The sequence below is a fragment of the Alloalcanivorax dieselolei B5 genome, from assembly GCF_000300005.1.
Classification (GTDB): Bacteria; Pseudomonadota; Gammaproteobacteria; order Pseudomonadales; family Alcanivoracaceae; genus Alloalcanivorax; species Alloalcanivorax dieselolei.
The window spans coordinates 919481-943335 of the sequence record NC_018691.1 but is presented as its reverse complement, the minus strand read 5'-3'; the positions used below and the strand labels follow the sequence as shown (position 1 = coordinate 943335).

At 61.7% G+C, this 23855-nt stretch carries 23 protein-coding genes; 4 read left to right on the top strand and 19 right to left on the bottom strand.

Annotation, left to right across the window (positions count from 1 at the left end; genetic code table 11):
• Positions 1 to 29: 29 nt before the first annotated feature.
• The 11 genes from B5T_RS04330 to B5T_RS04280 all read right to left on the bottom strand — a co-directional run bounded on the left by B5T_RS04330 (position 30) and on the right by B5T_RS04280 (position 13490).
• A complete protein-coding gene (locus B5T_RS04330) occupies positions 30 to 251 on the bottom strand; it encodes a hypothetical protein (RefSeq protein WP_014993246.1) in 222 nt (73 codons plus the stop codon).
• Positions 252 to 277: 26 nt separating this feature from the next.
• The gene (locus tag B5T_RS04325; protein ID WP_014993245.1) at positions 278 to 883 is read right to left on the bottom strand and encodes a 3'-5' exonuclease; all 606 of its coding nucleotides are present in this window, start codon (positions 881 to 883) and stop codon (positions 278 to 280) included.
• Between the two features lie 17 nt (positions 884 to 900).
• The gene (locus tag B5T_RS04320; RefSeq protein WP_014993244.1) at positions 901 to 2715 is read right to left on the bottom strand and encodes a DUF294 nucleotidyltransferase-like domain-containing protein; all 1815 of its coding nucleotides are present in this window, start codon (positions 2713 to 2715) and stop codon (positions 901 to 903) included.
• Between the two features lie 78 nt (positions 2716 to 2793).
• On the bottom strand, positions 2794 to 4590 hold the full coding sequence (locus B5T_RS04315) for a sodium:solute symporter family protein (RefSeq protein WP_014993243.1): 1797 nt from the start codon (positions 4588 to 4590) through the stop codon (positions 2794 to 2796).
• 29 nt (positions 4591 to 4619) lie between these two features.
• Positions 4620 to 4877, bottom strand: a complete 258-nt coding sequence (locus tag B5T_RS04310) for a DUF4212 domain-containing protein (protein ID WP_014993242.1) — start codon at positions 4875 to 4877, stop codon at positions 4620 to 4622.
• Between the two features lie 158 nt (positions 4878 to 5035).
• Entirely contained in the window at positions 5036 to 7372 is a 2337-nt protein-coding gene (locus B5T_RS04305; RefSeq protein WP_041716848.1) for a CHASE2 domain-containing protein, read from the bottom strand.
• Positions 7373 to 7414: 42 nt separating this feature from the next.
• Positions 7415 to 8452 (bottom strand): FecR domain-containing protein, encoded by a 1038-nt coding sequence (locus tag B5T_RS04300; RefSeq protein ID WP_014993240.1) that lies wholly within the window; start codon positions 8450 to 8452, stop codon positions 7415 to 7417.
• Positions 8453 to 8525: 73 nt separating this feature from the next.
• Positions 8526 to 9530 (bottom strand): fimbrial protein, encoded by a 1005-nt coding sequence (locus tag B5T_RS04295; protein WP_014993239.1) that lies wholly within the window; start codon positions 9528 to 9530, stop codon positions 8526 to 8528.
• Entirely contained in the window at positions 9523 to 12072 is a 2550-nt protein-coding gene (locus B5T_RS04290; RefSeq protein WP_014993238.1) for a fimbria/pilus outer membrane usher protein, read from the bottom strand. Before B5T_RS04290 ends, B5T_RS04295 begins: the two co-directional genes overlap by 8 nt.
• A 43-nt stretch (positions 12073 to 12115) precedes the next feature.
• Positions 12116 to 12859: a fimbrial biogenesis chaperone gene (locus B5T_RS04285; RefSeq protein ID WP_014993237.1), complete on the bottom strand. Its 744-nt coding sequence runs from the start codon at positions 12857 to 12859 to the stop codon at positions 12116 to 12118.
• Between the two features lie 76 nt (positions 12860 to 12935).
• A complete protein-coding gene (locus B5T_RS04280) occupies positions 12936 to 13490 on the bottom strand; it encodes a fimbrial protein (protein WP_014993236.1) in 555 nt (184 codons plus the stop codon).
• Positions 13491 to 14121: 631 nt separating this feature from the next.
• Between B5T_RS04280 and B5T_RS04275 the strand changes: the two genes are divergently transcribed.
• Positions 14122 to 14850 carry a response regulator transcription factor gene (locus B5T_RS04275; protein ID WP_014993235.1) on the top strand — a complete coding sequence of 243 codons (729 nt, stop codon included), beginning with the start codon at positions 14122 to 14124 and terminating at the stop codon, positions 14848 to 14850.
• 6 nt (positions 14851 to 14856) lie between these two features.
• On the opposite strand, the gene B5T_RS04270 is transcribed toward B5T_RS04275, so the two are convergent.
• A complete protein-coding gene (locus tag B5T_RS04270) occupies positions 14857 to 15204 on the bottom strand; it encodes a hypothetical protein (RefSeq protein ID WP_014993234.1) in 348 nt (115 codons plus the stop codon).
• A 437-nt stretch (positions 15205 to 15641) separates the two neighbouring features.
• Between B5T_RS04270 and B5T_RS04265 the strand changes: the two genes are divergently transcribed.
• The 3 genes from B5T_RS04265 to dxs all read left to right on the top strand — a co-directional run bounded on the left by B5T_RS04265 (position 15642) and on the right by dxs (position 18792).
• Positions 15642 to 15878, top strand: a complete 237-nt coding sequence (locus B5T_RS04265; protein ID WP_014993233.1) for an exodeoxyribonuclease VII small subunit — start codon at positions 15642 to 15644, stop codon at positions 15876 to 15878.
• Positions 15868 to 16770: a polyprenyl synthetase family protein gene (locus B5T_RS04260; RefSeq protein ID WP_014993232.1), complete on the top strand. Its 903-nt coding sequence runs from the start codon at positions 15868 to 15870 to the stop codon at positions 16768 to 16770. Before B5T_RS04265 ends, B5T_RS04260 begins: the two co-directional genes overlap by 11 nt.
• A gap of 99 nt (positions 16771 to 16869) precedes the next feature.
• On the top strand, positions 16870 to 18792 hold the full coding sequence (gene dxs / locus B5T_RS04255; RefSeq protein WP_014993231.1) for a 1-deoxy-D-xylulose-5-phosphate synthase: 1923 nt from the start codon (positions 16870 to 16872) through the stop codon (positions 18790 to 18792).
• 127 nt (positions 18793 to 18919) lie between these two features.
• On the opposite strand, the gene B5T_RS04250 is transcribed toward dxs, so the two are convergent.
• The 7 genes from B5T_RS04250 to B5T_RS04220 form a co-directional block, all read right to left on the bottom strand.
• A complete protein-coding gene (locus B5T_RS04250) occupies positions 18920 to 19396 on the bottom strand; it encodes a phosphatidylglycerophosphatase A family protein (RefSeq protein WP_014993230.1) in 477 nt (158 codons plus the stop codon).
• 18 nt (positions 19397 to 19414) lie between these two features.
• A complete protein-coding gene (thiL, locus tag B5T_RS04245; protein WP_014993229.1) occupies positions 19415 to 20326 on the bottom strand; it encodes a thiamine-phosphate kinase in 912 nt (303 codons plus the stop codon).
• A 40-nt stretch (positions 20327 to 20366) separates the two neighbouring features.
• Positions 20367 to 20846, bottom strand: coding sequence for a transcription antitermination factor NusB (nusB, locus tag B5T_RS04240; protein ID WP_014993228.1), 480 nt, complete (start codon positions 20844 to 20846; stop codon positions 20367 to 20369).
• Positions 20846 to 21316: a 6,7-dimethyl-8-ribityllumazine synthase gene (ribH, locus tag B5T_RS04235; protein WP_014993227.1), complete on the bottom strand. Its 471-nt coding sequence runs from the start codon at positions 21314 to 21316 to the stop codon at positions 20846 to 20848. Before ribH ends, nusB begins: the two co-directional genes overlap by 1 nt.
• Before the next feature lie 137 nt (positions 21317 to 21453).
• Complete coding sequence (ribBA, locus tag B5T_RS04230; protein WP_014993226.1) at positions 21454 to 22566, bottom strand: bifunctional 3,4-dihydroxy-2-butanone-4-phosphate synthase/GTP cyclohydrolase II; 1113 nt, start codon at positions 22564 to 22566, stop codon at positions 21454 to 21456.
• A 79-nt stretch (positions 22567 to 22645) separates the two neighbouring features.
• A complete protein-coding gene (locus B5T_RS04225) occupies positions 22646 to 23308 on the bottom strand; it encodes a riboflavin synthase (RefSeq protein WP_014993225.1) in 663 nt (220 codons plus the stop codon).
• A 126-nt stretch (positions 23309 to 23434) separates the two neighbouring features.
• Complete coding sequence (locus B5T_RS04220) at positions 23435 to 23842, bottom strand: GFA family protein (RefSeq protein ID WP_041716845.1); 408 nt, start codon at positions 23840 to 23842, stop codon at positions 23435 to 23437.
• Positions 23843 to 23855: the final 13 nt, after the last annotated feature.

Sequence of the window (23855 nt, the reverse complement as noted above, 5' to 3'; positions counted from 1 at the left end):
GTCCGGGCGGGCCTATCCTCCGCCTGGCATCACCACAGCATCAAGGCACGCGCGAAGCGAATCACCACCGCCAGCAATAATAACAATACACCCACCCGCTGCGCCTTGAACTCCGCCACCGACAGCGCCATGCCGCGGGCCCAGAAACGGGCCACGCCGCGCCAATCTCCGGTGCGACGCCAATAGTGCGCGTAGGTGCCCAGGACGATCAACAAACCCAGGGTCAACAATGTGGTTTCCAAATACACCATGGTTTATCGCTCCTTACCAGCGCCGCTCAGCCCTTTTCCACCAACCGGGTGTACATCAGCGCGGCCGTGGTGGCATCACCGCGGGCGCTATGCCGGCCCATAACCGGAACCCCCAGATCCGCCGCCACTTGCTCAAAACGCAGATCCGCCATCTGCTCGGGCTGGCGATGGCGCAGGCGTTTCTGATACAGACTGCTCAACTCAATACAGCGATTGGGCAGCTCAAAGCCGAACAGGTCTTTCGTGTAACGATTCAGAATGGCCAAATCGAAGCTCAGACACCAGCCCACCAGAGGCCGGTTATCAATAAAGGCGAGCAGTTGTTCCAGTACCCGGCGAACATCGCCGCCTTCACGTAGATCCACCGGCCGCAGCCGATGAATGCGAATCGAGGTCGCGTCCAGGGAGGCCGGTGCCTGAACATGCAGATTCAACGCCGCACCCGCCCTTACCCGCCCGTGACTGATGGGCACCGCCGCCACCGATACCAGTTCCGCGCGGCGAACATCCAGTCCGGTGGTTTCGCAATCAATCGCCACCAGCTCATCCGGGTCCGTCGGCAGTTCGAACATATGAGAAAAGGGACCGTCGCCGTGTCGGTGGCGTTGCCAGATGCGCTTCAATGTATGCATGGTTCGGTACTCCGGATTCAGTACTCAAGATGAAAACGCCGGCTCAGGCTTTTCTTGAAATCATTAACCACATGCAAGGCGTCGCGCAGCATATCCCGCTCCAGGGACGATAAGCCGGCGACGCTGACCAGATTGCCGGAATCCAGCGTGGCGCCGGGTTCGGACATGGATCTGATCTGCTGCCGCAACCGCAGCTCCGTGAACACCGCCAGCGCCCCACCCAGATCATCGGCCACTTCCGCCTCCAGATGACCAGCATCGACCAGACGCCTCATTCGGGACAAGGTATTGGTTTCCCGTATGCGATAACGCAAACTCAGAGCCCGCACTCCGTGAATCAGCGGAAAGACGCCCCCCTTTTTTATATCCAGGGTCTGATCACGGGTCTTGAGCGTACCGAACAAGGTCAACGGTGTGGCGAAGTGCAGAACGGGACGGGCAAACTGGGACAACAGAATTTCGTCGTGACTGCAGTGCTCGAACAACAAGTCCCGCAGACGTTCCACCAAACGCACCTGCCCCGCCACCGGATGAGCGTCGGCCAGAATCGCCAACCGCATCATCGCGGCGTCATCGCCCTGGCCCACCCAACGCCGGATACGCCGGCGCCAATCGCTCAACGTACCCACCCACTCCGGATTCGACGCCATAATGCCACCGGGGCAACGAGGGTAACCCAGACGCACCAGCGTGTCGGTGAAAGCACGGGAAAGATCGCGCAGTTCCGGCCAGTTCAAGTCCTCTTCCAGAATCAGACCGTTATCCTGATCGGTCTTCAGTATCTGCTCGCCACGGCCTTCGCTGCCAAACACCATAAGACAACACTGCGTCGCCCGTGTCCGGGGCATCAGAAACTCAAAGGCACGGGCAATAATGCGGCCGTTGAGCGCCGCCATCAGCTCCATGGCAAAGCGCATGCGCACGCCCTGAGCCATCAGCGCCTGCACCAGCTCCGGCAGACGGGCGCTGGCCAATACCAGGGCATCCATATCCTCCGCCCGTTCCACTTCCAGGCCCACTACATAGGAGCGGCTGGAAAAGAAACTGAGTACATCCGGCAGCTCCACCACGCCCAAGGCGCGGCCCTCCGCCATCACCACCACCCGGGTGACCTGGTGCCGGGTCATGCGTACCAGGGCGGCGAACAGAAATTCATCCAGCTCAACGGTTACCAGAGAAAACGATGCCAATCCCACCGCCGCGCTTCGCGGAGTCAGGCCCTCCTCCACCAGACCACGCAGTAAATCGGTTTTGGTGATCACCCCGACCCGGCCGTTGGCTTGCAGCAACAAACTGTCGACACCATGCCGGGTCAACTCCGTGGCCGCGTCACCGATAGTCCCGTCCGCGGCCAGCAATACCGGCTCACGCATGCACTCACTGACCCGCGCCAACATGAAACCGGCCAGGGTGACACCGCCTTCACGCCGCTCCGCCAGCAACTGGCTCTTGGCCGCCAGCCTCGCCTGGAAGTAATCCGCGAAGGCGGGCTCTTCATTGCACAGAGTCTGAAACAGCTCCGAGGGAATCAGATAGCAAAGCGCCTCTTCCTCCACCCTGAACCGGTAACGGCTGGTGCCATTGAAGACGGTGATGGCGCCGAACAGATCATCATCGGTATAGACGGCAATCCGCGCGGACGCTTCCGGAGCACGAGGGTCCAGTTCCACCACCACGCCTTTGTGAACCACATAGACATAGTCGGTGGCGTCACCGGCGTCGAGGATCACGGTTCCCGCGGCCAGAAACGTCATTTCCACGGCCTGGCCCAAACGTTTACGACCGAGCTCACTCAACAGGGAGAACGGCAGCTGCTCGAAATTCAGGTCCACCTTTGCCCGTCCTTTTTATGAAAAGAAAGGGCGAGGCGCATCGCGCCCCGCCCCCCCTTATCGTTCCTGATTCTCAGATCAGTGTTGTGTCGCCGCGCCCGCGCCACGAGGCACCCGGATATCCTCGACAATATGCTGGATATGCTCCGGCGGTGCCTGGGTAACCCGGGAGACCGCGAAAGCCACCACGAAGTTGAGGATCATGCCGACGGTGCCGATCCCTTCCGGAGAGACACCGAACAACCAGTTATCGGCGGTGTTCAGTTCCGGTGAGATGAACTTGAAGTAGACGATGTAGCCGAAGGTGAAAGCCAGCCCCACCAGCATGCCGGCAATCGCCCCTTCCTTGTTCATACGGCGATAGAAGATGCCCATCAGGATCACCGGGAAGAAACTGGCCGCCGCCAAACCGAAGGCAAAGGCCACCACCTGCGCGACGAAACCGGGTGGATTAATGCCGAAGTATCCGGCGATAACGATGGCGACGACAGCCGCCAGTCGCGCCGCAAGCAGCTCCTGTTTTTCCGTGATATCAGGCACCAGTGTTTTTTTCAGCAGGTCATGTGAAATCGCCGACGATATCACCAGCAGCAGCCCGGCCGCCGTCGACAAGGCCGCGGCCACGCCACCCGCCGCCACCAGGGCGATCACCCAGGCCGGCAAGTTGCCGATTTCCGGGTTGGCCAGAACGATAATGTCGCGGTCAATGTAAACTTCGGAGGCATTATCGGTGGGAGTATTGGTCAGCACACGCTCCCCTTGTGCACCGGTGGCCTCCTCGCGGGAGCCGGAGAAAGTCGGCTTACCCTCGAACGGAGCGCCCGCCGCCATCTGCACACGGCCGTCGTTGTTCTTGTCCATCCAGCCAATCAGACCGGAGTTCTCCCAGTTATAGAACCAGCCGGGCAGCTCCTTGTATTCGGTTCCGTTCACGGTTTCGATCAGATTGGTACGCGCGAAGGCACCCACCGCCGGGGCGGAGGTGTACAGCAAAGCGATGAAGAACAGCGCCCAGCCGGCACTGATCCGGGCATCACGCACACGTGGCACGGTGAAGAAACGCACGATAACGTGAGGCAAACCGGCGGTCCCGCACATCAGCGCGGCGGTGATGAAGAACACATCAATGGTGGATTTGCTGCCATCGGTATAAGCACCGAAGCCAAGATCCTGAACCACCTGATCCAGACGCTCCAGGAGATAGACTCCGGTATCGTTACCGGAGGCATCCAACACGGTGGCGCCAAAACCGGTTTGCGGCAGTATGTGCCCGGTCATCATGATGGACAGAAATACCGCCGGCACCAGGAAGGCGAAAATCAGCACGCAGTACTGCGCCACCTGGGTGTAGGTAATGCCTTTCATGCCGCCAAGCACGGCGTAGAAGAACACGATGGCCATGCCGATGATCACGCCAATGTTCACATCCACTTCCAGGAAGCGGGCGAACACGATCCCGACCCCGCGCATCTGCCCGGCCACGTAGGTGAACGACACGAATATCACACAGATTACCGCCACCGTCCGCGCCACGTTGGAGTAGTAACGGTCACCGATGAAATCCGGTACGGTGAACTTGCCGAACTTACGCAGGTAAGGCGCCAGCAGCATCGCCAGGAGGACGTAGCCGCCCGTCCATCCCATCAGGTAAACGGAAGCGTCGTAGCCGGCATAGGCGATAATCCCCGCCATGGAAATAAAGGACGCGGCGGACATCCAGTCCGCCGCCGTGGCGGCACCATTGGCCACCGGGGAAACACCACCGCCGGCCACGTAGAACTCCTTGGTGGAACCGGCCCGTGACCAGATGGCGATACCGATATAGAGCGCGAACGACGCGCCCACGAAAATATATGTCAGAAGCTGGACATCCATACTCTTATCCTCATTGTTATCGAGCTGGTTTACTGCTCGTCCACGTCGAATTTCTTATCCAGTTTGTTCATGGAATGGGCATACATGACGATCAGTATCAGGAACACATAGATCGATCCCTGTTGCGCAAACCAGAAGCCGAGCTTGAAGCCGAAGAACTGGATGGCATTCAGTTGATCCACGAGCAGGATGCCGAAGCCGTAGGAGACGACAAACCAGACAACGAGATAGGAGAAGATCAATCTCAGATTGGCGGCCCAATAGTCGCGGGCGTTTTTTTCTTTCATTAGTTAACCCCTTTCCCAGTGACGATGACTGCACTGACGGCGGCACCGCCAGCCCGGCTTTCATCGCACAGGCACGGACGGTCCGCATCTAGGAAGAGACTAAACAAACCCGGATGGCGCGACAGTATGACTTTAGTCGAAGGGCGGAGCCGGCGTCCTTAGTCGCCGGCGTCCGTATAGGCGGGAAAGTTCAAGGTGAACGTGGAGCCCTGACGCACCACGCTACGGCAGTGGATTTCACCATTGTGTTTGTCCATCACCGTCTTCACGAAAGCCAGCCCCAACCCCAGCCCGGTGGCCATGTTGTCGGCATCGAAACGGCGATAGCTTTCAAACAGGTAGGGGATGTCGTGGCTGGCGATGCCGATCCCCTGGTCGCTGACCTGGCAAATGACCCGGTCACCGCTTTGCAGAACCGACAACGTCACCACGCTTCGGGGCGGGCTGTATTTGATCGCGTTCTCGAGCAAATTGAACACTGCCCGTACCAGGAACCCCTGATCTCCCCAAATCGGCCCGCCGTCATCGTCAAGGTTGTCGCTTTCCAGCCGGATACCTTTGGCCTGAGCCAGGGGCCAGGCCCGGTCCAGCGCATCCATGGCGATATTGGCCAACAGCACCTCCCGGAAATCCAGCGCGCCAAACTCCACCTTGGCCAATTGCATGAAGTCCTCGATCATGTCCAGGGCGGATCGTACCTGGCGCTCCAGGCGCGCATGAAATTCCTGCGCCGGCAACGCCGCGGTACCGTTCTGCATATCGAGCAGGGCCAGCATGCTGGCCTGCGGCGCCTTCATGTCGTGGGACAGAAACCGCAACATGTGCGCCCGCTGTTCCGCCGCACGGCGTTCGCCGGTCATATCCACCAGACTGATCAGCCAGCCGGCGTCCAGGGTAATCGCGGTCCACAGCGGCGCCACTTCAATACGATAGTGATTACCCCAGCGATCAAAAAAAGCCTGGCCATGCCAGTGACGCACATCGGCGAAGCGCCCTCCCTCGGAGAGAAAAACCGGCACCGCATCCGCCGGCACCACCGTCAGTAATGCATCCCGCAGCTTCCAGCTCTCCACCCCCGCGGGATTACCCACCAACCAGCGCGCCTTGCGATTGGCGGCCTTCACCTTGGCCTCGCCATCCACCAGAAACGTCACCACCGGTAAGGAATCCAACACGTCGGTGACGAATCGGCGAGAAGCACGCAACTGTTGCACACCGGCTTCCAGGGCCATGACGCGGCGATGCAGCGTACTGCCCCAACGCATACCGGAAGAGCCTCCGGCCTCCGGCACCATGTTCGGCTCGCTGCTCAGTGACTCGATCTCGGTGCTGAACCAGCGCAGGATCACGCTCTGGCTACGCCATTGCCATAGCAGATAGAACAGCACCAGCCCCATCAAAGACGCCGCCGGAGGCCACCAGATTCCCAACCGCAAAGCCAACGCGCACGCCGCCATGGTCAGTGCCACCATCAACGCCATCAGAGCATGGACATAGCGCATACGCGACACCAGCAAGGCGATCATCAATGCCAGCACCGGCACCATGGACAGTAATATCCGCGTGGCTTTATCCAGCTCGGTAATAACATAGCCATCCATCAAACCGTTCAGCAGGTTGGCCTGGATTTCCACTCCGGCCATGGTGCCCATACGGCCCGATACCGGTACCGCGTAGCGATCCCCCAGACCGGAGGCGGTGGCGCCAACCAGCACGATTCTGCCCCTGAGCAGTTCGTCCGGAACCTCACCCAGCAGCACACTGCTGTAGGACACTCGGGGAAACGCCCCCGGGGGGCCCCGAAACGGCACCCGGACCAGATGATCCCGATGCCAGGAAGGGGTATTGTGAATCGATTGGATTTCCTCGCCCGGCATGGCCATTCCCGCGGCCAGCCCCTTGCTCACCAGGGAATCGAACAGCGCCCAGGTCAGATGCGGCACCACCTGACCGATGACGCCCTCGCACAGATACAGACGCCGCACCTTACCGTCCATATCCGCTTCCACATTAATGTGACCAATGCCGGCGGCATTATCGGCGATGTCCGGCAAAGGCGGATAAACCACGGGAGGCGCCCCTGGTGTCGCCATGGGTGCGCGCGCCAGCGGCACATATACATTACCGGCACGGGCCATGGCTTCGCCCAGGCGCCGGTCCGCCATGCCGGCGCCTTCCGCTTCCAGGAAAAGGATATCCATCATCACCGCCTGGACACCAGCCTCATGCAAACGGTCCACCAACGCCGCGTGCACCAATCGGCTCCAGGGCCAGCGCCCGATATCACGAAGGCTGTGGTCATCCACGGCGACAATGAGGATGTCATCGTTCACCGGTTGGTCCGACCAGGCGATCAAGCGGTCGTAGACTGACGCGTTGAGCTGCACGAAGTCACGGCTTGCCAACCAGCCGGTGGCGGCCAGGGCGATCAGGAGCAACAGGCCCCATTGGAAAAACAGGCGGCGAAATAGCACTTCGCTGGTCAATATGGGCATCAGGACAGCTTGTTAACAAGAAGAATCGAAAAACGAGGGGGCCTAGCGGTGAGCACCCACCCCGCGCAGGAAAAACACATGATGCGCTTCGCGCCCTTCGATGCCATTGGCATCGACGGCCGACAAGCGGACATGGTACGCCCCTGCGGGCACGTCCTCGACTTTGAACTCACCATTATCCGACACCGCTTCACGCACCAACTCAATGAAATCGCTGTCCCTGGACATCTGCAGGCGGTACTGGACAGCGCCCGGCAACGATTTCACCCTGGCGTGCAGGACTCCGCCAGCGCCACGCCAATCAGGCAGCAAGGTGGGCGCGGGCAACAGCGCCGCTCTGGTCAGCCGACCCCGGCTGTCCAGACGGCCCCCCTCACCTTCACGCACCCGGCCTTGCGAGCGTCCATCATGGCTGATCGCCACCGCCCCGCGCAGCACACTGGTGGTAGCGCCTCCAGCCTGTTCGCGCACACGAAAATGGGTACCGCGCACACCGATGATGCCTACCGGGGTTTCCACCTGATAATGCTCTTCACCAGGACGGGAGGTGACTTTGGACTCCACCGCGCCGCGCTCCAGGCGGACACGAACAACGCCCCGCTCTCGCTCCTTGACGAACCGTATCCGGCTGCTGGATGGCAGAACCACCTGGGAACCATCCTCCAGACGCAGGGATACAAACGCGAAAGGACCGGTAACCACCGACTGGCTTGCATCCAGTTGCATGCCCGTCAGCAGCGGCCGGCGATTTCCGCCAACGTCCTCGGCCCAGACCTCACCCTCCAAGTGAAGCACATCGATACTCAAAGGACTGTTTTCCTCCAGTATCAGCTTGGTGTCGGGTTGCAAATGGTAGGGGTCGGACAGGTGGTTGAGGTCACGCACGCGGCGCCAGGCCCGGGCATCCCCCAGATAGGATTCGGCGATGTCCCAAAGTGTGTCGCCGGGACGGACTATGTGATAGCCCGGAGATGGTGGAGATTCCGCCTCGGCCGGCGGCTGCGCAGCCATCGCGGTACTGGTGAACAGCAGCCCGCCAAGCAGGCCGCCGATCACCCCGTTCTGTATTACGCCTTGCATGGTCCACCCTCTTCATCAGGCCCTGTCCTCGGGCCGAATCGGCGCGTTCCCTCGCTGTTGGCGTTAGAGCCGATTAGTTGTATTCGATGGTGAATGTGGCGATCGCGCGGGTTTCACCGCCGTTGACGGTGGGCGCGGTCTGGTAGTAACGGGCTTTCAGCGGCAGTTGGAATTGATGATCCCCCGGCGTCACCGTACCCAGTTCGACACGGTCACCGTTGTCGATGGGCGTGGAGGTACGGTTATCCAGCAGTTGTATACCCACGCCGCTGGCGGCTTCGGTGCCGCCATCGATCTTGATCACGCCAGCGGCGCCACTGGGATCCGGGGTGTAGCCGAAAGACAGCTTCACCGAATCCTGGCCATGACTGGGACCAACACAGGACAACCCCACCTGGAATTCCCTTTCCGTATTGGTGCTGCCGACACCGGCAAAAATGGAACGGGACACCGTACCGAAGTCCACGGCGATATTTCGGGAGCCCATATCCACCTCGCAGGCGGAGGAGACGATGGTGATGGCGCTGGCGTCCAGCGTGGAGGTCAGAATCGGGCGCCCGGCCCCGGTGCCGTCAGCGTAGTAACGGGTGTACTGCCCCGATACCAGTGTTCCCGACCCGGTTTGCTCCGAGATCTTGATGATCTCCACCCGGAAATACCCTTCACTGAGATTCAGATTGGTATTGCTCCACGGGCCCAATTGGTGAGGATAGACCACGGTCTGGCTGAGCCCTTCGATACGCCGGGATAGACGAATGCCAATGCCCTGAACGTTGGTGGTATAGATCTGCGGATCATAGGTGCTCGGGTTACCGATCAGGGTCTGGCCAATCATGTAGCCCGACCCCCAGGTACAGTTGGCGAAGTTAGAGACCGGAAAGATAGGAAATTCCTGCATGGCCAGCACCGTTCCCACCGGCACATTCGGTGTCAGGGTCACTTGCCCCATGGTCATTTTGATGTCCTGGGGCACGATGCCCGAACGGACGTTACATGCGGACCACCCCAGAGAAGGCAGAAGGGCCGCCATCAGTACCAGTGCAATGCGTCGCGTGGACGGGAACAGATGTTTAATCACAGCGAGCCTCCAGATGATGGTAGGCGCGGGCCGCGCTTGCGTCCTCGTCGGACTCCGGCACGCGATAGTCGATGTCGCAGCTCTGGGCCTCTTCCTCGCCCCACTTCACATTCAGGCGGCCGCTTTCTTTTTCGGTGCGCAGATAGACCCGGCCGCTCTGCCCCACCAGACCCACCGGCTGCCCGGCTTCGTCGTACACTTCAGCCCCGAACGGAACCGGTTTGCCATCCGCTCTTTTGGCCTTGATCAGCAGCGCCTGACCGCTGACGGTATCGAAAGTGAGTTTGGCCACGGCCCCGGCATAAGGCGCCACCTGCTGACTGCTGGTCTTCAGTTCCACTTCGGTGGACATGTCGTTGGGATCCAGGGTCACCGAGTTCAGACGATAGGGGGACACATAAGGCACCACCGCATAGCCGCGCTTGTCGATGCGCACGCCTGACATATTGGTCACGCGCGCGCCCGCCGCCGCCGGCGCTTCCACCAACACCATGGTTTCGCCACGCTGAGGCGTCAGCGTCACACCACCGCTGTGCGCCACCATGCTGCCGCTGACACCGGCACCCATCTGAGTGAAGTTGTCGTTATGGCTGTAAGAGGCCCGCAGCGTGGCATAGGGCGCCCGGTATTCACCGCTGAGTTCGCCGGTGGCGCCGCTTTGATCCTGGTGGCTGACCGCCACGTTATAGGTCATGTTGCCGTCCACGCCGGTGCTGCCGGAGACACCCAGACGGCTGCTCTCGTAGGCACTGTCACGCATGGTTCCGGAGCCGATCAGGCTGGCGTTGCCGGCCACGTTGTCCAGCGGCACCGAGAAGTTGAAGTTGTACTGGGTGTCGTCGTAGCCAAATTCGTCCTCGGTCTTCAGCGCCGAGAAACCGTAGTGGAAAGGCCCGTAGTTGTTGTTGTACCCCACCTGGTATTGCGTGGTTTCCCCTTCGCTTTTCCAGTAATCGCGAACGGAGCCGGTGAAGTACATCGCCCCCCAACCAGCCCCCAGGGTCTGATTCACGGTGAGCTGGAATTCACTGCGCTGACGGCGTACCGCGTCGAAACCCAACTGCCGGTCTTCGTAATCGTGGGCGATGATGGCGTCACGCAACCCGAGGTAGCCGGAGGTGGAATAGCGGTAGGCCGCCACCGTCACATTGGTGCCGGTATCGGGCATGAATTTGCTGTAGCCCAGCTTGTAGCTCTGACCATTGCGATCGCCATAGCGATCGAACCCGGTACGGGCGTGGGTGACGTCGGCGGAGAAGGCACCAACGGGCGTCCCCACCGCGACACCGGCCAGATAAGCCTGGTAGTCATCACTAAAGGTGGCGCCGGTATAACCGGTCAGCCGGTTGGTCAGACCCTTTTGGTAGGTGGCCTGCATCAACCAGGGATCATCATCCAGGCTGGTTTCGCGCACCTTACCGGCGGTGACGCTGTAACGGGAGATGCCCGGACGCAACATCTGCGGCACGGAGGCAAAGGGCAGGCTGAAGCGGCGGATGCGGCCATCCGCTTCGGTGACGGTGACCTCCAGGTCGCCGCCATAACCGGTGGGGTACAGATCGTCGATGACGAACGGCCCCGGCGGCACCGTGGCCTGGTAAATCACCTGACCATTCTGGCGCACTTCGACCACCGCGTTACTTTCCGCCACGCCACGAACCGTAGGCGCATAGCCGCGCAGCGAATCCGGCAGCATGCGGTCATCGGACGCCAGACGGGCACCGCGGAATCCCATGGAATCAAACAGATTGCCTTCGGTGTAGGCGTCGCCCACGGTGACCATGCCGCGAATCGAGGGAATCGGCCGGCGCAGATAGGTGGCGGTGTTCTGCCATTCTGTCCCCTGCCCGTCACGGCGGGACACATTGGAATCATGCCGCAATTGCCAGGCACCGATGTTGATGCCGCTGTTGAGCATCAAATAGGCATTGTCGTAGGTGTCGTCATTGCCGCCGTAATGGGTCTCGGTACGCAACGCGTTGAAGTTATAACTCAGGAAACCGGCATTGATGCCCGGGTCCCAAAACGCCGGGTCCACGTAACCGCGCGCGCTGCGGCGCATATTGGCCTGCGGAACACTGATATCCAGACGCATGTTGCTGCTGTCGAAGCGAGCCTGGGCGCCCGGCAACCAGCCTTCCAGGGAGCGGCACTCGTCGCTCAGCGCGTCACCAACACCGTCAATGGTGCTGACGTCCACGCCATAGCCGGACAACATGCCCAGGGTAAAACAGGTATGCGCGTTGATTTCGCCGGGGGCGGCACGAAAGGCCAGCTCATTACGGCCTTTCCAGGAGCCATTGACGTAGACATCCAGATAATAGTCACCCGCCAGAGTCGGATTGCCCTGGGCGTAACGGGAGACATCCATATCCTTGGCGCCACCGCGAAGGAAATCGCTATTGAAGGAGGCCGCCGCCACCTGAGTCTCGGTTTGAGCCAACACGGCCTGCGTCCAAGTCAGCAGAGCCAGGCCACCAAACAGTTGGGCACCGGCACTCAGACCGGTAATCCGGCGTGACACAACGCACTTTTGATTCATGAGACACCCCGCGTCCATGGTTTTTTGTTCAGGCGTTTTTCTATCAACGACCCACCGGCACATCCCGGGCTACCCGACCACCGAAGTCATTGATGGTGGTCATGCGCACCTGGCCAATTGCGGCAGGTGCACTAGCGGGCAAGGCGAATTCCAGGCTGCCACCGGGGGCGATCATGCCCTCGTCCACGGGCACCGGTACCTGCTCACTTTCTCCACGGAGAATGTCCAGACGGCTGACGGTGACGTGGTAAGGCGTGGGGTTTTTTGCTTTGAGTACCGCTTGCCCGCCGGAACGGGACAGGTACCACTGCAGTTTTTCCGGAGCGTCGTTGGCTTTACCGCTCAACCCCTTGGGCCGGTAAAACAACTTGATGCGCGAGCGAACCGCCAACTGCAGGAAATTCTGGGGAATACCCTCTTCCCCTTTCGGCGCCGGCGGAATGTCGAGCACATTCAGCCAGTACACGGATTCGCGGTCTTCCGGCGGCACCTTGCCACCGGTGAAAGAAATTCGAAGAACCTGACCACTGCCGGCTTCCACGCGGGAAATCGGCGGCAGCACGATGAAAGGCACATCGCTTTGTTCCGGAGCGGCGTCGGCATCGCCGGCGTCGATCCATACTTGCACCAGGGCCGGGTTTTCGCCGTCGTTGGTCAATTGCACCGAGACTTCACGATCGCCACCGGGATAGACCACCCGGGTACCGCCGATCACCACGGCGGCCTGTGCGGCAACGCCCGTGACCAGCAATGCGAAGGACAACAAACATAGGGAAAAGCGCTTCATAGCCACCACCCGAAACCTGGAAAAAAGACAAGAAGGTATCCGGGGCCGGCAGGCCGGCCCGCGGAAACCGGGGGAGTTACTGATAGATAATGGTGTACTGAACGCTGGTGGAGACGTCACCGGCGCCAGCGGCGGCGGTAGCGTAGTACTCGGCGTAGTAGTTCAGGTCAGCGCCGTCGCCTTCGTTGGCAACCGTTACCCACTGGGAGTTGGTTTGCGCACCGTTGGCACCAGCGGCCAGCACCGGCAGGAAGCCGTTGTTCTCACCCAGCAGCTGGATTTGAACGTTGGTGGCACCATTGCTGGCGGCGTCGATCTGGTTGTTCAGACGACCGGTGTTGAAGTCCACGGTGGGACCCGGTTCGAAATAGGTCGCCACTTGCCCGGCGGAGCAGTTGGACAGGTTAATGGCGAAAGGAGTACGACCAGCAACTTCACCGGCGGCGGCCAGCGTCTGAGCAGACACGGTCGGCAGGGTTACGGTGAAATCGGTGCCACCCGGGGTGGTGATTTCACAAGTTTGGTCGGTAATTTTACCGTTGAAGGTGATGGTGCCGTCCGCGGCGAGAGCGGAACCAGCACCGGCCAAGCCGAAAACTGCCAGAGCAATAGCGGTTTTATTCATTTTCATAACAGATGCATCCCATCCTGATAACGTATTTTGGGACCGGCACGCCTGTTCGGGAGCCGTTCCGCGGCTTTGCGGCCTGCCGCCCCGGCACTTTGCCCGGTGGGTTCAGTACCAAGCGCCACTAAGAAATGCGATTATGTGACGTGGTCGGCAGACTGCGGGGGAGGAGAATGGATGGGGAGAAACAAACAAACAACAGTCCGAAACCATTGTTCATATTCCGTTGACAGTTGTTTTATATTTATTACGGAACGTACGATTAAATACCTATAAATGAAAAGCATTTTAATACTTTAACATCAGATTCTTTCTTTCCATTTATTCGAATAAGCATAAAATGCATTAACAATTTTTGCCTTATCGTGGATGACTTTGCCGGTTCACCGCCCTAACATTCCGCCCGGGCAAAGCCGCCCCGGACATGCCTGATCCTGCCCTGTTGCAAAGTGCGCCAAGGGCGTGGATGCAAAACATTAATAAAAATAACGCTTTGATCCCCCGCTGCGGCCCGGGTCGGATGACAATTCGCACAGGCGCGCCGGGAAATTTCATCAGCGCCAGGGAAAGATGACTCCATATAACTGAACTCCATATAACAATGCACCGTGTCACTTGAGAGGGAACAGGGACCATGCATATCGCCATACTGGATGACGAGCCTGCGGTACTGGCCCAGGTCAGTCAGGCCCTGACTGGTCCATGGGGGCGCCATAAAATCACACTGAAGATCTCCACTTTTTCCAGTTGCAAGGAATTGATCCAGGCGACAAAACGCCACACCTTCGATCTGGCCATTCTCGATTGGGAGTTGCCGGACGGCAGTGGGCTGGAAGTTCTGACCTGGTTCACCTCGTACCTGGAATCGCCACCTCCGGTGATCATGCTCACTGTACGCAACAGCGAACAGGACGTGGTCGAGGCCCTCACCGGAGGGGCAGAGGATTTCATCAACAAACCGTTCCGGGCGCGGGAGTTGAAAGCACGGGCCATCGCCGTGCTACGCCGCCGCAACGGGCCGCTGAGTGTGGAGAAAGGACGTGAGGAAGATCCCAGCCACGGCAACATCGTGTTCGATGTGAATCGCCAGACCCTTCACCGCGATGGTCAGCCGATCAAGCTGACACACCAGGAATACCGGCTGGCCTTTCTGCTGTTCAGCAATCTTGGCCGCCCATTGGCCCGAGCGTATCTATACGAGTATGTCTGGGGTAAAGACGAGCAGTTCTCGTCACGCACACTGGATGTACATATCTACCGTGTCCGCCGCAAGCTGGGGCTGACCCCGGAACACGGCTGGCAGCTCAATGCTGTATACGGCTATGGTTATCGCCTGCAGGAAGCCGATCCCTCCGCCGCTTAGGGCCTGTCAGCCCTGGGACAGTGGCAAGCCGCTGCCTTCCCACTCCGTGTACACCAGCACCGACCCGCCCGTCGTCAGCGCCCGCTCGAACGCGTCACGCACCGCCGGCCGGGCCTGGTGCAGTTGCCCTTCGATGAGAACCCCATCCCGGGCAACGAGAACCTCGCCCCACCCATGTTCCCTGGCCACCCGTTCCATGCGCGAATAATCGTGGTACCCACAAAGACGATATTGGCGGGAGAACACCATCAGCGGCTGCCAGGCCCCCACCCTCTTGTCTTGCGCCTCCTCACCAGCAGCGAGAGCACAACCAATGAACACATGGATCTCGTAGGTGGAATTGGCGCCCACCATCGCTCTGTCCCCTCTTTTATTATTGTTTGCTGTCGGCCGGGCCGACTTTCCTATCGAAAGGGAACGGCGGAGGGAAATAAACCACCCGAATTAAGGGGACAGAAAAAAAGCCTGGAATGACCCGAATGAACCGGCCTCTGCGGTCCAGAGAAGAGGGAATTGAGGTGAGACGAGCGGGGAGAAAGAGCCCCCGCCGGTACCGCAAGCGAGACGCCATAGGGAAAGGAGATCAGAGGAAGAAGCGGCTTGCGGCGGCCAGCGGGCATTTCACTATAGGCGCCCCACCAAAACCTCGGAAGCCCCCTGTTAGACCTATTTGGAATCAATGGCGTCTGCTCATTCCCACCCCCCCGATTCTCCGCGGCACCAGGCTCCGCGCCACCGATTGACCCGGCCTGGCGCCTCCGTTAACGTTGCGCCGCCCACGGAGGAAAACGATGGCCAAGCAAGTCCCGCAATTGGAAGAATCCCTGGATAACCTGGAAGCCCTGGTGGAACGCATGGAATCCGGCGAGATGACCCTGGAAGAGTCTCTGCGCGCTTTCGAGGAAGGGGTAAAACTCACCCGCCAGTGCCAACAGGCGCTGTCCCGGGCCGAGCAGAAAGTACAGATCCTGCTGGAACAGGATCCGGACGCCGAACCGGCCCCCTTCGAGGCCCCCGATGGCCAGTGACAAACCGGGCCTGGGCCCTTTCGCCGACGACACCCGCGCCCGCCTGGAGCAGGCTCTGCTCATCTATTTGCCGCAACCCGCCGACAGCGATGCGCCACGCCTCGCCGAGGCCATGCGCTACGCTGCCCTGGCCGGCGGCAAACGGATTCGTCCCTTGCTGGTGTACGCCGCCTGCCAGTTGAGCGGCGGCACGCCGGAACAGGCCGATGTCCCCGCCACGGCAGTGGAACTGATCCACACTTATTCGCTGGTACACGATGATCTGCCGGCCATGGACGACGACGACCTGCGCCGCGGCCAGCCCACCTGTCACCGCGCCTTCGACGAGGCCACCGCTATTCTGGCCGGCGACACTCTGCTCACGCTGGCGTTCGAACTGCTTGGCGGCGCCGGCGATTATCCCGCCGCCACCCGGGCCGGCATGGTGCGCACCCTGGCCGGGGCCGCCGGGGCCGCCGGCATGGCAGGGGGCCAGATGCAGGATATGGAGGCCGAGGGCCGCCTGCAGCAGGTCAGTGCCCTGGAACGCATGCATTACCTGAAGACCGGCCGCCTGATTACCGCCAGTCTGCACCTGGGTTATCTGGCGGCGAACCGCCCGGATCCGGCCCTGGAGCGGGCTCTGCTGGCTTTCGGCGACGCCATCGGCCTGGCGTTTCAGATTCAGGACGACATCCTTGATGTCACCGTGGATACCGCGCATCTGGGCAAGCCCAGCGGCTCGGATGAAAAACAAGGTAAAAGCACCTTCCCCGCCCTGATCGGTCTGGAGGCCAGCCGCGAACGGGCCCAAACCCTTTGCCAGCAGGCCCGCGAGCACTTGCAAAGCCACGGAGAAGCGGCCCGCCCTCTACTCGATCTGGCCGATTATATCGTCCGCCGCGGTCACTGACGGGGTTGCCTCAACCCCGCTATAATGACGTTTTCCGCACCCGCCCGGCCTTGGCCGGCCGCCGGCGGCGGAACATCGCAGCTCCGTTCAGAGGCAGTTATGCCAAAGACCTTTACCGACATCCCGCTCACCCGCCCGGCCACGCCGCTGCTGGACAGCATCCACGCTCCGGCGGATTTGCGCCGGCTGGCACCGCACCGGCTCGAGCAGCTGGTGGACGAACTGCGTGCCTACCTGTTGTTCGCGGTGGGCCGCAGCGGCGGCCACTTCGGCGCCGGCCTCGGCGTGGTGGAGCTGACCGTGGCACTGCATTATCTGTTTGATACGCCCCATGATCGCCTGGTATGGGACGTCGGCCATCAGTGTTATCCGCACAAGATTCTCACCGGGCGCCGCGAAGCACTGACCAGTATCCGTCAGCGGCATGGCCTGTCCGGCTTTCCCAAGCGTAGCGAATCCCCCTATGACACCTTCGGCGTGGGCCATTCATCCACCTCGGTCAGCGCCGCCCTGGGCATGGCTCTGGGCGCCCGCCAGGGGGACAAGGACCGGCGTACCGTGGCGGTGATCGGCGATGGCGCCATGACCGCCGGGCAGGCGTTCGAGGCTCTCAGCCACGCCGCCCACACCCGCGCCAATCTGCTGGTCATCCTCAACGACAACACCATGTCCATCGGCCACAACGTGGGCGGTCTGGCCAACTATTTCGCCCGCATCTGGGCCTCCAAGACCTATATCGCGCTGCGCGAAGGGGGCAAGAAAGTGCTGTCGGCGATGCCGGCGGCCTGGGATTTCGTGCGTCGCACCGAGGAGAGCATGAAGAACATGGTGAGCCCGGACATGCTGTTCGAGGCCATCGGTTTCAACTACATCGGCCCCATCGACGGCCACGACCTGGACGAGCTCACCGCCACCCTGGAGAACATGCGTGACCTGGAAGGGCCGCAGCTTCTGCACGTGTACACCACCAAGGGCAAGGGCTTCGCTCCCGCCGAGGCGGACCCGGTGGGCTATCACGCGCTCAACAAGATCGAGCCCAAAGCCAAGGTGGAAGTGGCCAAACCGGCCAAGGCCAAAGGCCCGAAATACCAGGACGTGTTTGGCCAGTGGCTGTGCGACATGGCCGAGCGCGATCCACGGGTGGTGGGAATTACCCCGGCCATGTGCGAGGGCTCGGGCATGGTGGCGTTCCGTGACCGTTTCCCGGACCGCTATCACGACGTGGCGATCTGCGAACAGCACGCGGTAACACTGGGCGCCGGTCTCGCCTGCGAAGGCCAGAAACCGGTAGTGGCGATCTACTCCACCTTCCTGCAACGGGGCTACGACCAGTTGATCCACGATGTCGCCCTGCAGGATCTGGATGTGACGTTTGGCCTGGATCGCGCCGGCATCGTTGGTGAGGATGGCGCCACCCACGGCGGTGTTTTCGACCTGGCCTACCTGCGCACCGTACCCAACATGGTGATCGCCGCGCCCAGCGATGAAAACGAATGCCGGCAACTGCTCTACACCGCCTGGCTGCACCAGGGACCGGCGGCGGTCCGCTATCCCCGCGGCACCGGCCCCGGCGCCATTATTGAAGACAACATGACACCGTTGCCACTGGGCAAAAGCCGGGTGCTGCGGGAAGGCAAGGGACCGGTGACGATTTTGTCCTTCGGTGCTCTGGGCGAAGCTGCCCGCGAGGCGGGCGAGGCCCTGGACGCCACTGTTCTCGACATGCGCTGGGTCAAGCCGCTGGACCGCGACGCGATCCTCGGCGCGGCCACCAGCCACACCCTGCTGGTCACCCTGGAAGATCATCAACGCATGGGCGGTGCCGGCTCCGCGGTGAATGAGCTGCTCATGGATGAAGGCGTGGTAATGCCGGTGCTGAATCTGGCGCTACCGGACGAATTCGTCCACCACGGCAAGCGGGAAGCGCTGCTGGCCGACCACGGCCTGGATGCCGCCGGGGTCGAGCGTCAGATTCGGGACCGTTTGCAGCGACTGGACGCGGCCCTGCCCAATCGGGCGTAAACGGGGCATTCGCTGCCAACAGAAGGGGCTACGGAGCCGCTGTAGGAGCTTGCCTGCAAGCGAATATCCCAACGCCGAAGGCCATATTCGCCAGCAGGCTGGCTCCCACAGTTTGCGCCATAAACAGTCACGGCGATGGCGAACGCCGCTGCCCAATGGCGCGAAACAACCACAGCACCACCAGCGCCATCGCCCCGGCGATCAGATCATCCGCGACAATGCCCCAACCGCCGGGCAAGGCGTGATCCGCCCAGCCCACCGGCCCGGCCTTGATCACATCGAAGAGACGGAACAGCACAAACCCGGCGGTCCCCCACCACCAGCGCCGGGGCAGACCGGCCAGCGCCAGCCACAGGCCGGTCCATTCGTCCCAGACCACGGCCGACGGATCATGCAGCCCCAACCGGCTGCTGGTACTGCCGCAGATCCACACTCCGGCCAGACTCAACGCCAATACCAACAGCAAGTACCAGGGCACCGGCAAACGCGCCAGCCACCACCACAATAGCAACGCCAGTGCGCTGCCGGCGGTGCCCGGCGCCACTGGCGACAACCCCGAGCCGAAACCGAAAGCAAGCCAATGGACCGGATTGGCGATATCCATGGTTATATATCCATACCGCTAAAAGTGACGCCAGCCGCCCGGCTCCGCGTCGCTCACCCGCCCATCGGGATAATGCAATTGCACCCCCCCGCCATCGGTGATCCGGCCGATGGCCCGGGCCCCTTCCGGGACCGCGACACCGGCCGGCCAGGTAAACAACAGACCATAATCATCGCCGCCGGACAGCTGCAACGCCCAGCGGTCTTCCGCCTCCAGCGCCGCCAGTTCGTCGTTCACCGGCAGGTCCGCCAGCACCAGCTCCGCCCCCAGGTCACCGCTGGCGCTCAGAATATGCCCCAGATCTTGCAGCAGGCCGTCGGACACATCGAGAGCGGCACCGGCACGCCCGGCCAGCGCCGCGCCCCACTCCAACGCGGGGCGCGGGCGGGCAAAATGCCGCGCGCTTTGCGAATCGCGCATACCGGCCCGCCAGTGACGCAGCCCCAGCCCGCCCAGCCCGGGCGCACCGGTCACCGCCAGAGTTTGGCCCGGCCGCGCGCCATCCCGGCGCAACGCGCGCCCCGGCAATACCGAGCCGGTGGCTTGGATGGCGATATTCAAGGGCCCCCGGGTCACGTCGCCGCCCACCAGAGAGATACCGGCCTGATCGGCCAGTTCGAACAGGCCGGCGCTGAAATCGCGCAACCAGTCCGGATCGGCTTGCGGCAAGGTCAGGGACAACAGAAACCAGCGGGGCGTGGCGCCCATGGCGGCGAGATCCGACAGGTTCACCGCCAGGCAGCGGTAACCGATATCGGCGGCGGGCATATCCTCGGGGAAATGACGACCGGCGACACTGGTGTCCAACGTCATCACCAGTTGCTCACCGGCCGGCGGCGACAGCAGGGCGGCGTCATCGCCGGGGCCGAGGACCACGTCCTCGCCCTGGCGATGATGAAAGTAGCGGCGGATGAGAGCGAACTCGTCCATGCCAGCTCCTGTTCATGAACGAAAGGTCAGGAAAGGCGCGTCAGGAGGGCGGCTGATCGTCGGGCGCGGCACCGCCGGGCCGGGTTTCCGCCGCGCGCGCCCGGCGGGCCAGCTTGTCCAGAACCCCATTGACGTACTTGAAGGAATCATCGGCACCGAACACCTTGGCCAGTTCGATACCTTCGTTGATCACCACCCGATAAGGCACGTCCAGGCGTTCTCGCAGTTCGAAGGCACCGATCCGCAGGATCACCTTCTCCACCTGGGACAACTCTTCCACCCGGCGGTCCAGAAAGGGCCTCAGCGATTCGTCCAGGTCAGTGACCCGGGCGGGCACGCCGTGGAGCAGATCATGAAAATAGCTTCGATCGACCTTGCTCATGTCGTTCTGGGCCAAAAACTGAGCCTCGATATCGCTCAGCGTGGTCCCCGCCAGTTGCCATTGGTACAGCGCCTGCAAGGCGTAACGCCGGGCCTTGCGGCGGGCGGCGGGGGTGGAGGACGAAGCGGGAGTGGTCATTAAAGGGCCTTGAACAGAGAAACCATTTCCAGAGCGGACAAGGCAGCTTCCGCGCCTTTATTGCCCGCCTTGGTACCGCTGCGCTCGATGGCCTGTTCGATGCTGTCCACGGTAAGGACACCGAACGCCACCGGCACACCGGTGCTGTTTTGTACCGCGGCGATGCCTTTGGCGGCTTCACCGGCGACGTACTCGAAATGCGCGGTACCACCGCGGATCACCGCGCCGAGGGCGATGACGGCGTCGTAGTCCCGCTTCTCCAGCACTTTCTTCACCGCCACCGGCAGCTCCCAGGCCCCCGGCACGCGAATGATTTCAATATCGGCGCGTTCCACGCCGTGCCGCACCAGAGTGTCCACGGCGCCGGCCAGCAGCGCTTCCACCACGAAGCTGTTGAAACGCGCCACCACCAGGGCATAACGGCCGCCCACATTGCTCAAGGTGCCTTCAAAGGTTTTGATGTCTTGCATGATTCCATCCTGCTAACCCACCGCACCGGGTAACGCCGGTGCTTACGGTGGTGTCTACTGATGGCCGGACGCCAGACGCCCGACGCCTCACGCTTTTGAGGTTCAGCGTCTCGCGTCCGGCTTCTCGCGTCCAGCGTCTACTGTTCCGCTTCCACGTATTCCACGATCTCCAGGCCGAAGCCGGACAACGCGTTGAACTTCATTGGCGAGCTGAGCAGGCGCATTTTACGCACGCCCAGCGCGGTCAGAATCTGCGAGCCGGTGCCGATGTTGCGGTAGGCCCGGGACTGCCCCTTCGGCTGCGTGGCGGTGCCATCAAAAAACGCCTCGATCCGATTCAGGGTCGGTGCCGCCGACTCGTCGTCCTGACCGAGAATGATCACCACCGCGCACTCCGCCCGGGACACGGCATCCAGCACCCGGTGCATGTTCCAGCCGGTACGGCCGTCGATCTTGGCGCTCATCAGGTCCCGCAGCGGGTCCACCTGATGCACCCTGACCGTTACTTCCCGGTCCTCGGTGATCTCGCCTTTTACCAGCGCCACGTGTACGTGCCCGTCCACCGTGTCGCGGAATGCCACCAGGCGGAAGTCGCCGTACCAGGTCGCCAGCGGGTGCTCGCTGACCTGTTCCACGGTCTGTTCATTGAGGGCACGGTACTGGATCAGGTCGGCGATGGTGCCGATCTTGAGGCCGTGCTCCTGAGCGAACGCCTCCAGATCCGGCCGCCGGGCCATGGAGCCGTCTTCGTTCATCACTTCGCAGATGACCCCCGCCGGCTGGCACCCCGCCATCATCGCCAGATCACAGGAGGCCTCGGTGTGGCCGGCGCGGCGCAATACACCGCCGGGCTCCGCCATTAACGGAAAGATATGTCCGGGCTGGACGATATCGGACGCCTTGGCATCGCGGGCGGCGGCGGCCTGCACGGTGCGCGCCCGGTCCGCGGCGGAAATGCCGGTGGTGACGCCCTCACGGGCTTCGATGGAGACGGTGAACTTAGTACCGAAACCACTGCCGTTGGCGCGCACCATGAGCGGCAGATCAAGTTGCTCGCAGCGTTCCTTGGACATGGGCATGCAAATCAGCCCGCGCCCGTATTTGGCCATGAAGTTGATCGCCTCGGCGGTCACGTGCTCGGCCGCCATCACCAGGTCGCCTTCGTTTTCCCGGTCTTCATCGTCCATCAGGATCACCATCCGGCCCTGGCGGATATCCTCGATCAGTTCTTCAACGCTGTTGAGCTGCATAAAAATTCGCCTTCAAGCTGACACGCAACACGCTTACACGCGAATCCAGGAGGGTGCGTGCATACGGGGAGAACCAGTGTTACTTCACAAACCCGTGTTCCGCCAACATCGCCATGGTGATGCCGCCGGAACCGGGCTCGGCCGCCCGTTCGCCGAGCAGCAACCGCTCCAGGTAACGAGCAATGATATCAACTTCCAGGTTCACTGGCGTGCCCGCTTTCCAGTCCTGAATGGTGGTCACGTCCTGGGTGTGGGGAATGATGTTGAGGGAGAACACCCGGCCATCCACCTCGTTCACGGTGAGGCTGATGCCATCCACTGTAATCGAGCCCTTCTTGGCGATATAACGAGCCAGCTCCGCCGGCGCTTCGATGTCGATGCGCACGGATCGGGCATCGGGGGTCAGGGATACTACCTTGCCAAGACCGTCCACATGGCCACTGACCAAATGACCGCCCATACGCGTGGAGGGCGTCATCGCCTTCTCCAGATTGACCCGGCTGCCCGCCTTGAGCTGTTGCAGTGAGGTCAGCGCCAGGGTTTCGCCGGAGACATCGGCGGAAAAGGTGTCGCCGCCGACCAGTTCGGTCACGGTCAGACACACGCCATTGACGGCAATGGAGTCGCCCAGCCGCACATCGGCGAAATCCAGGTCGGCGCTCCGGATGCGCAGGGTCACGTCACCGTTGCTGGGAATCAGGGCGGCGATATGGCCCTGGGCCTCGATAATACCTGTAAACATGGTGGTACCTCTGAATGATCCGGGCGGACAGGGACGGACCGCCGCGAAGGCGCAAGAGCCCGTTTAAGGTCTCTACGGCGCGGCAAATGATAAACGCCCAGGGGGCTGGAGCCAAATCCGGCGCGCTCAACGATGCCCGGGATAGCCCTCGGGGTAGTTGGGCAGATCATCGTCGATCCGCCACCAATTGGCCTTGGAGGCGGTGAAGAAATGCCAGGCCGGGCGCACATCCAGCGGCTCGTTGATCAGACCGGCGCGGATCCGCACCACATCCGGCAGATCGGCCCGGCGGCTGAACAGCGGCGAACCACAGTGGCCGCAGAACACCCGCTCCTTGCCCGGGGTAGACTCAAAGCCCTTCAATAGCGCCTCTCCGGCGTCCAGCAGGAAGGCGCTGGTCGAGACCGGAATGTTGGTGGCGAAGGGCGTGCCCTGAGCATGCCGGCATTGGGCGCAATGGCAGACCTGCACCGACGCCAGTTCCCCCTTGATGCGAAACCGCACTCCGCCGCATAAACATTGTCCCGTGTACATTGCCGTTCCTCTT

Coding starts and splice junctions, on each gene's coding strand:
- B5T_RS04330 (WP_014993246.1), bottom strand. CDS start 251: ATGGTGTATTTGGAAACCACATTGTTGACCCTGGGTTTGTTGATCGTC.
- B5T_RS04325 (WP_014993245.1), bottom strand. CDS start 883: ATGCATACATTGAAGCGCATCTGGCAACGCCACCGACACGGCGACGGT.
- B5T_RS04315 (WP_014993243.1), bottom strand. CDS start 4,590: ATGGATGTCCAGCTTCTGACATATATTTTCGTGGGCGCGTCGTTCGCG.
- B5T_RS04310 (WP_014993242.1), bottom strand. CDS start 4,877: ATGAAAGAAAAAAACGCCCGCGACTATTGGGCCGCCAATCTGAGATTG.
- B5T_RS04305 (WP_041716848.1), bottom strand. CDS start 7,372: ATGCCCATATTGACCAGCGAAGTGCTATTTCGCCGCCTGTTTTTCCAA.
- B5T_RS04300 (WP_014993240.1), bottom strand. CDS start 8,452: ATGCAAGGCGTAATACAGAACGGGGTGATCGGCGGCCTGCTTGGCGGG.
- B5T_RS04290 (WP_014993238.1), bottom strand. CDS start 12,072: ATGAATCAAAAGTGCGTTGTGTCACGCCGGATTACCGGTCTGAGTGCC.
- B5T_RS04285 (WP_014993237.1), bottom strand. CDS start 12,859: ATGAAGCGCTTTTCCCTATGTTTGTTGTCCTTCGCATTGCTGGTCACG.
- B5T_RS04280 (WP_014993236.1), bottom strand. CDS start 13,490: ATGAAAATGAATAAAACCGCTATTGCTCTGGCAGTTTTCGGCTTGGCC.
- B5T_RS04275 (WP_014993235.1), top strand. CDS start 14,122: ATGCATATCGCCATACTGGATGACGAGCCTGCGGTACTGGCCCAGGTC.
- B5T_RS04270 (WP_014993234.1), bottom strand. CDS start 15,204: ATGGTGGGCGCCAATTCCACCTACGAGATCCATGTGTTCATTGGTTGT.
- B5T_RS04265 (WP_014993233.1), top strand. CDS start 15,642: ATGGCCAAGCAAGTCCCGCAATTGGAAGAATCCCTGGATAACCTGGAA.
- B5T_RS04260 (WP_014993232.1), top strand. CDS start 15,868: ATGGCCAGTGACAAACCGGGCCTGGGCCCTTTCGCCGACGACACCCGC.
- dxs (WP_014993231.1), top strand. CDS start 16,870: ATGCCAAAGACCTTTACCGACATCCCGCTCACCCGCCCGGCCACGCCG.
- B5T_RS04250 (WP_014993230.1), bottom strand. CDS start 19,396: ATGGATATCGCCAATCCGGTCCATTGGCTTGCTTTCGGTTTCGGCTCG.
- thiL (WP_014993229.1), bottom strand. CDS start 20,326: ATGGACGAGTTCGCTCTCATCCGCCGCTACTTTCATCATCGCCAGGGC.
- nusB (WP_014993228.1), bottom strand. CDS start 20,846: ATGACCACTCCCGCTTCGTCCTCCACCCCCGCCGCCCGCCGCAAGGCC.
- ribH (WP_014993227.1), bottom strand. CDS start 21,316: ATGCAAGACATCAAAACCTTTGAAGGCACCTTGAGCAATGTGGGCGGC.
- ribBA (WP_014993226.1), bottom strand. CDS start 22,566: ATGCAGCTCAACAGCGTTGAAGAACTGATCGAGGATATCCGCCAGGGC.
- B5T_RS04225 (WP_014993225.1), bottom strand. CDS start 23,308: ATGTTTACAGGTATTATCGAGGCCCAGGGCCATATCGCCGCCCTGATT.
- B5T_RS04220 (WP_041716845.1), bottom strand. CDS start 23,842: ATGTACACGGGACAATGTTTATGCGGCGGAGTGCGGTTTCGCATCAAG.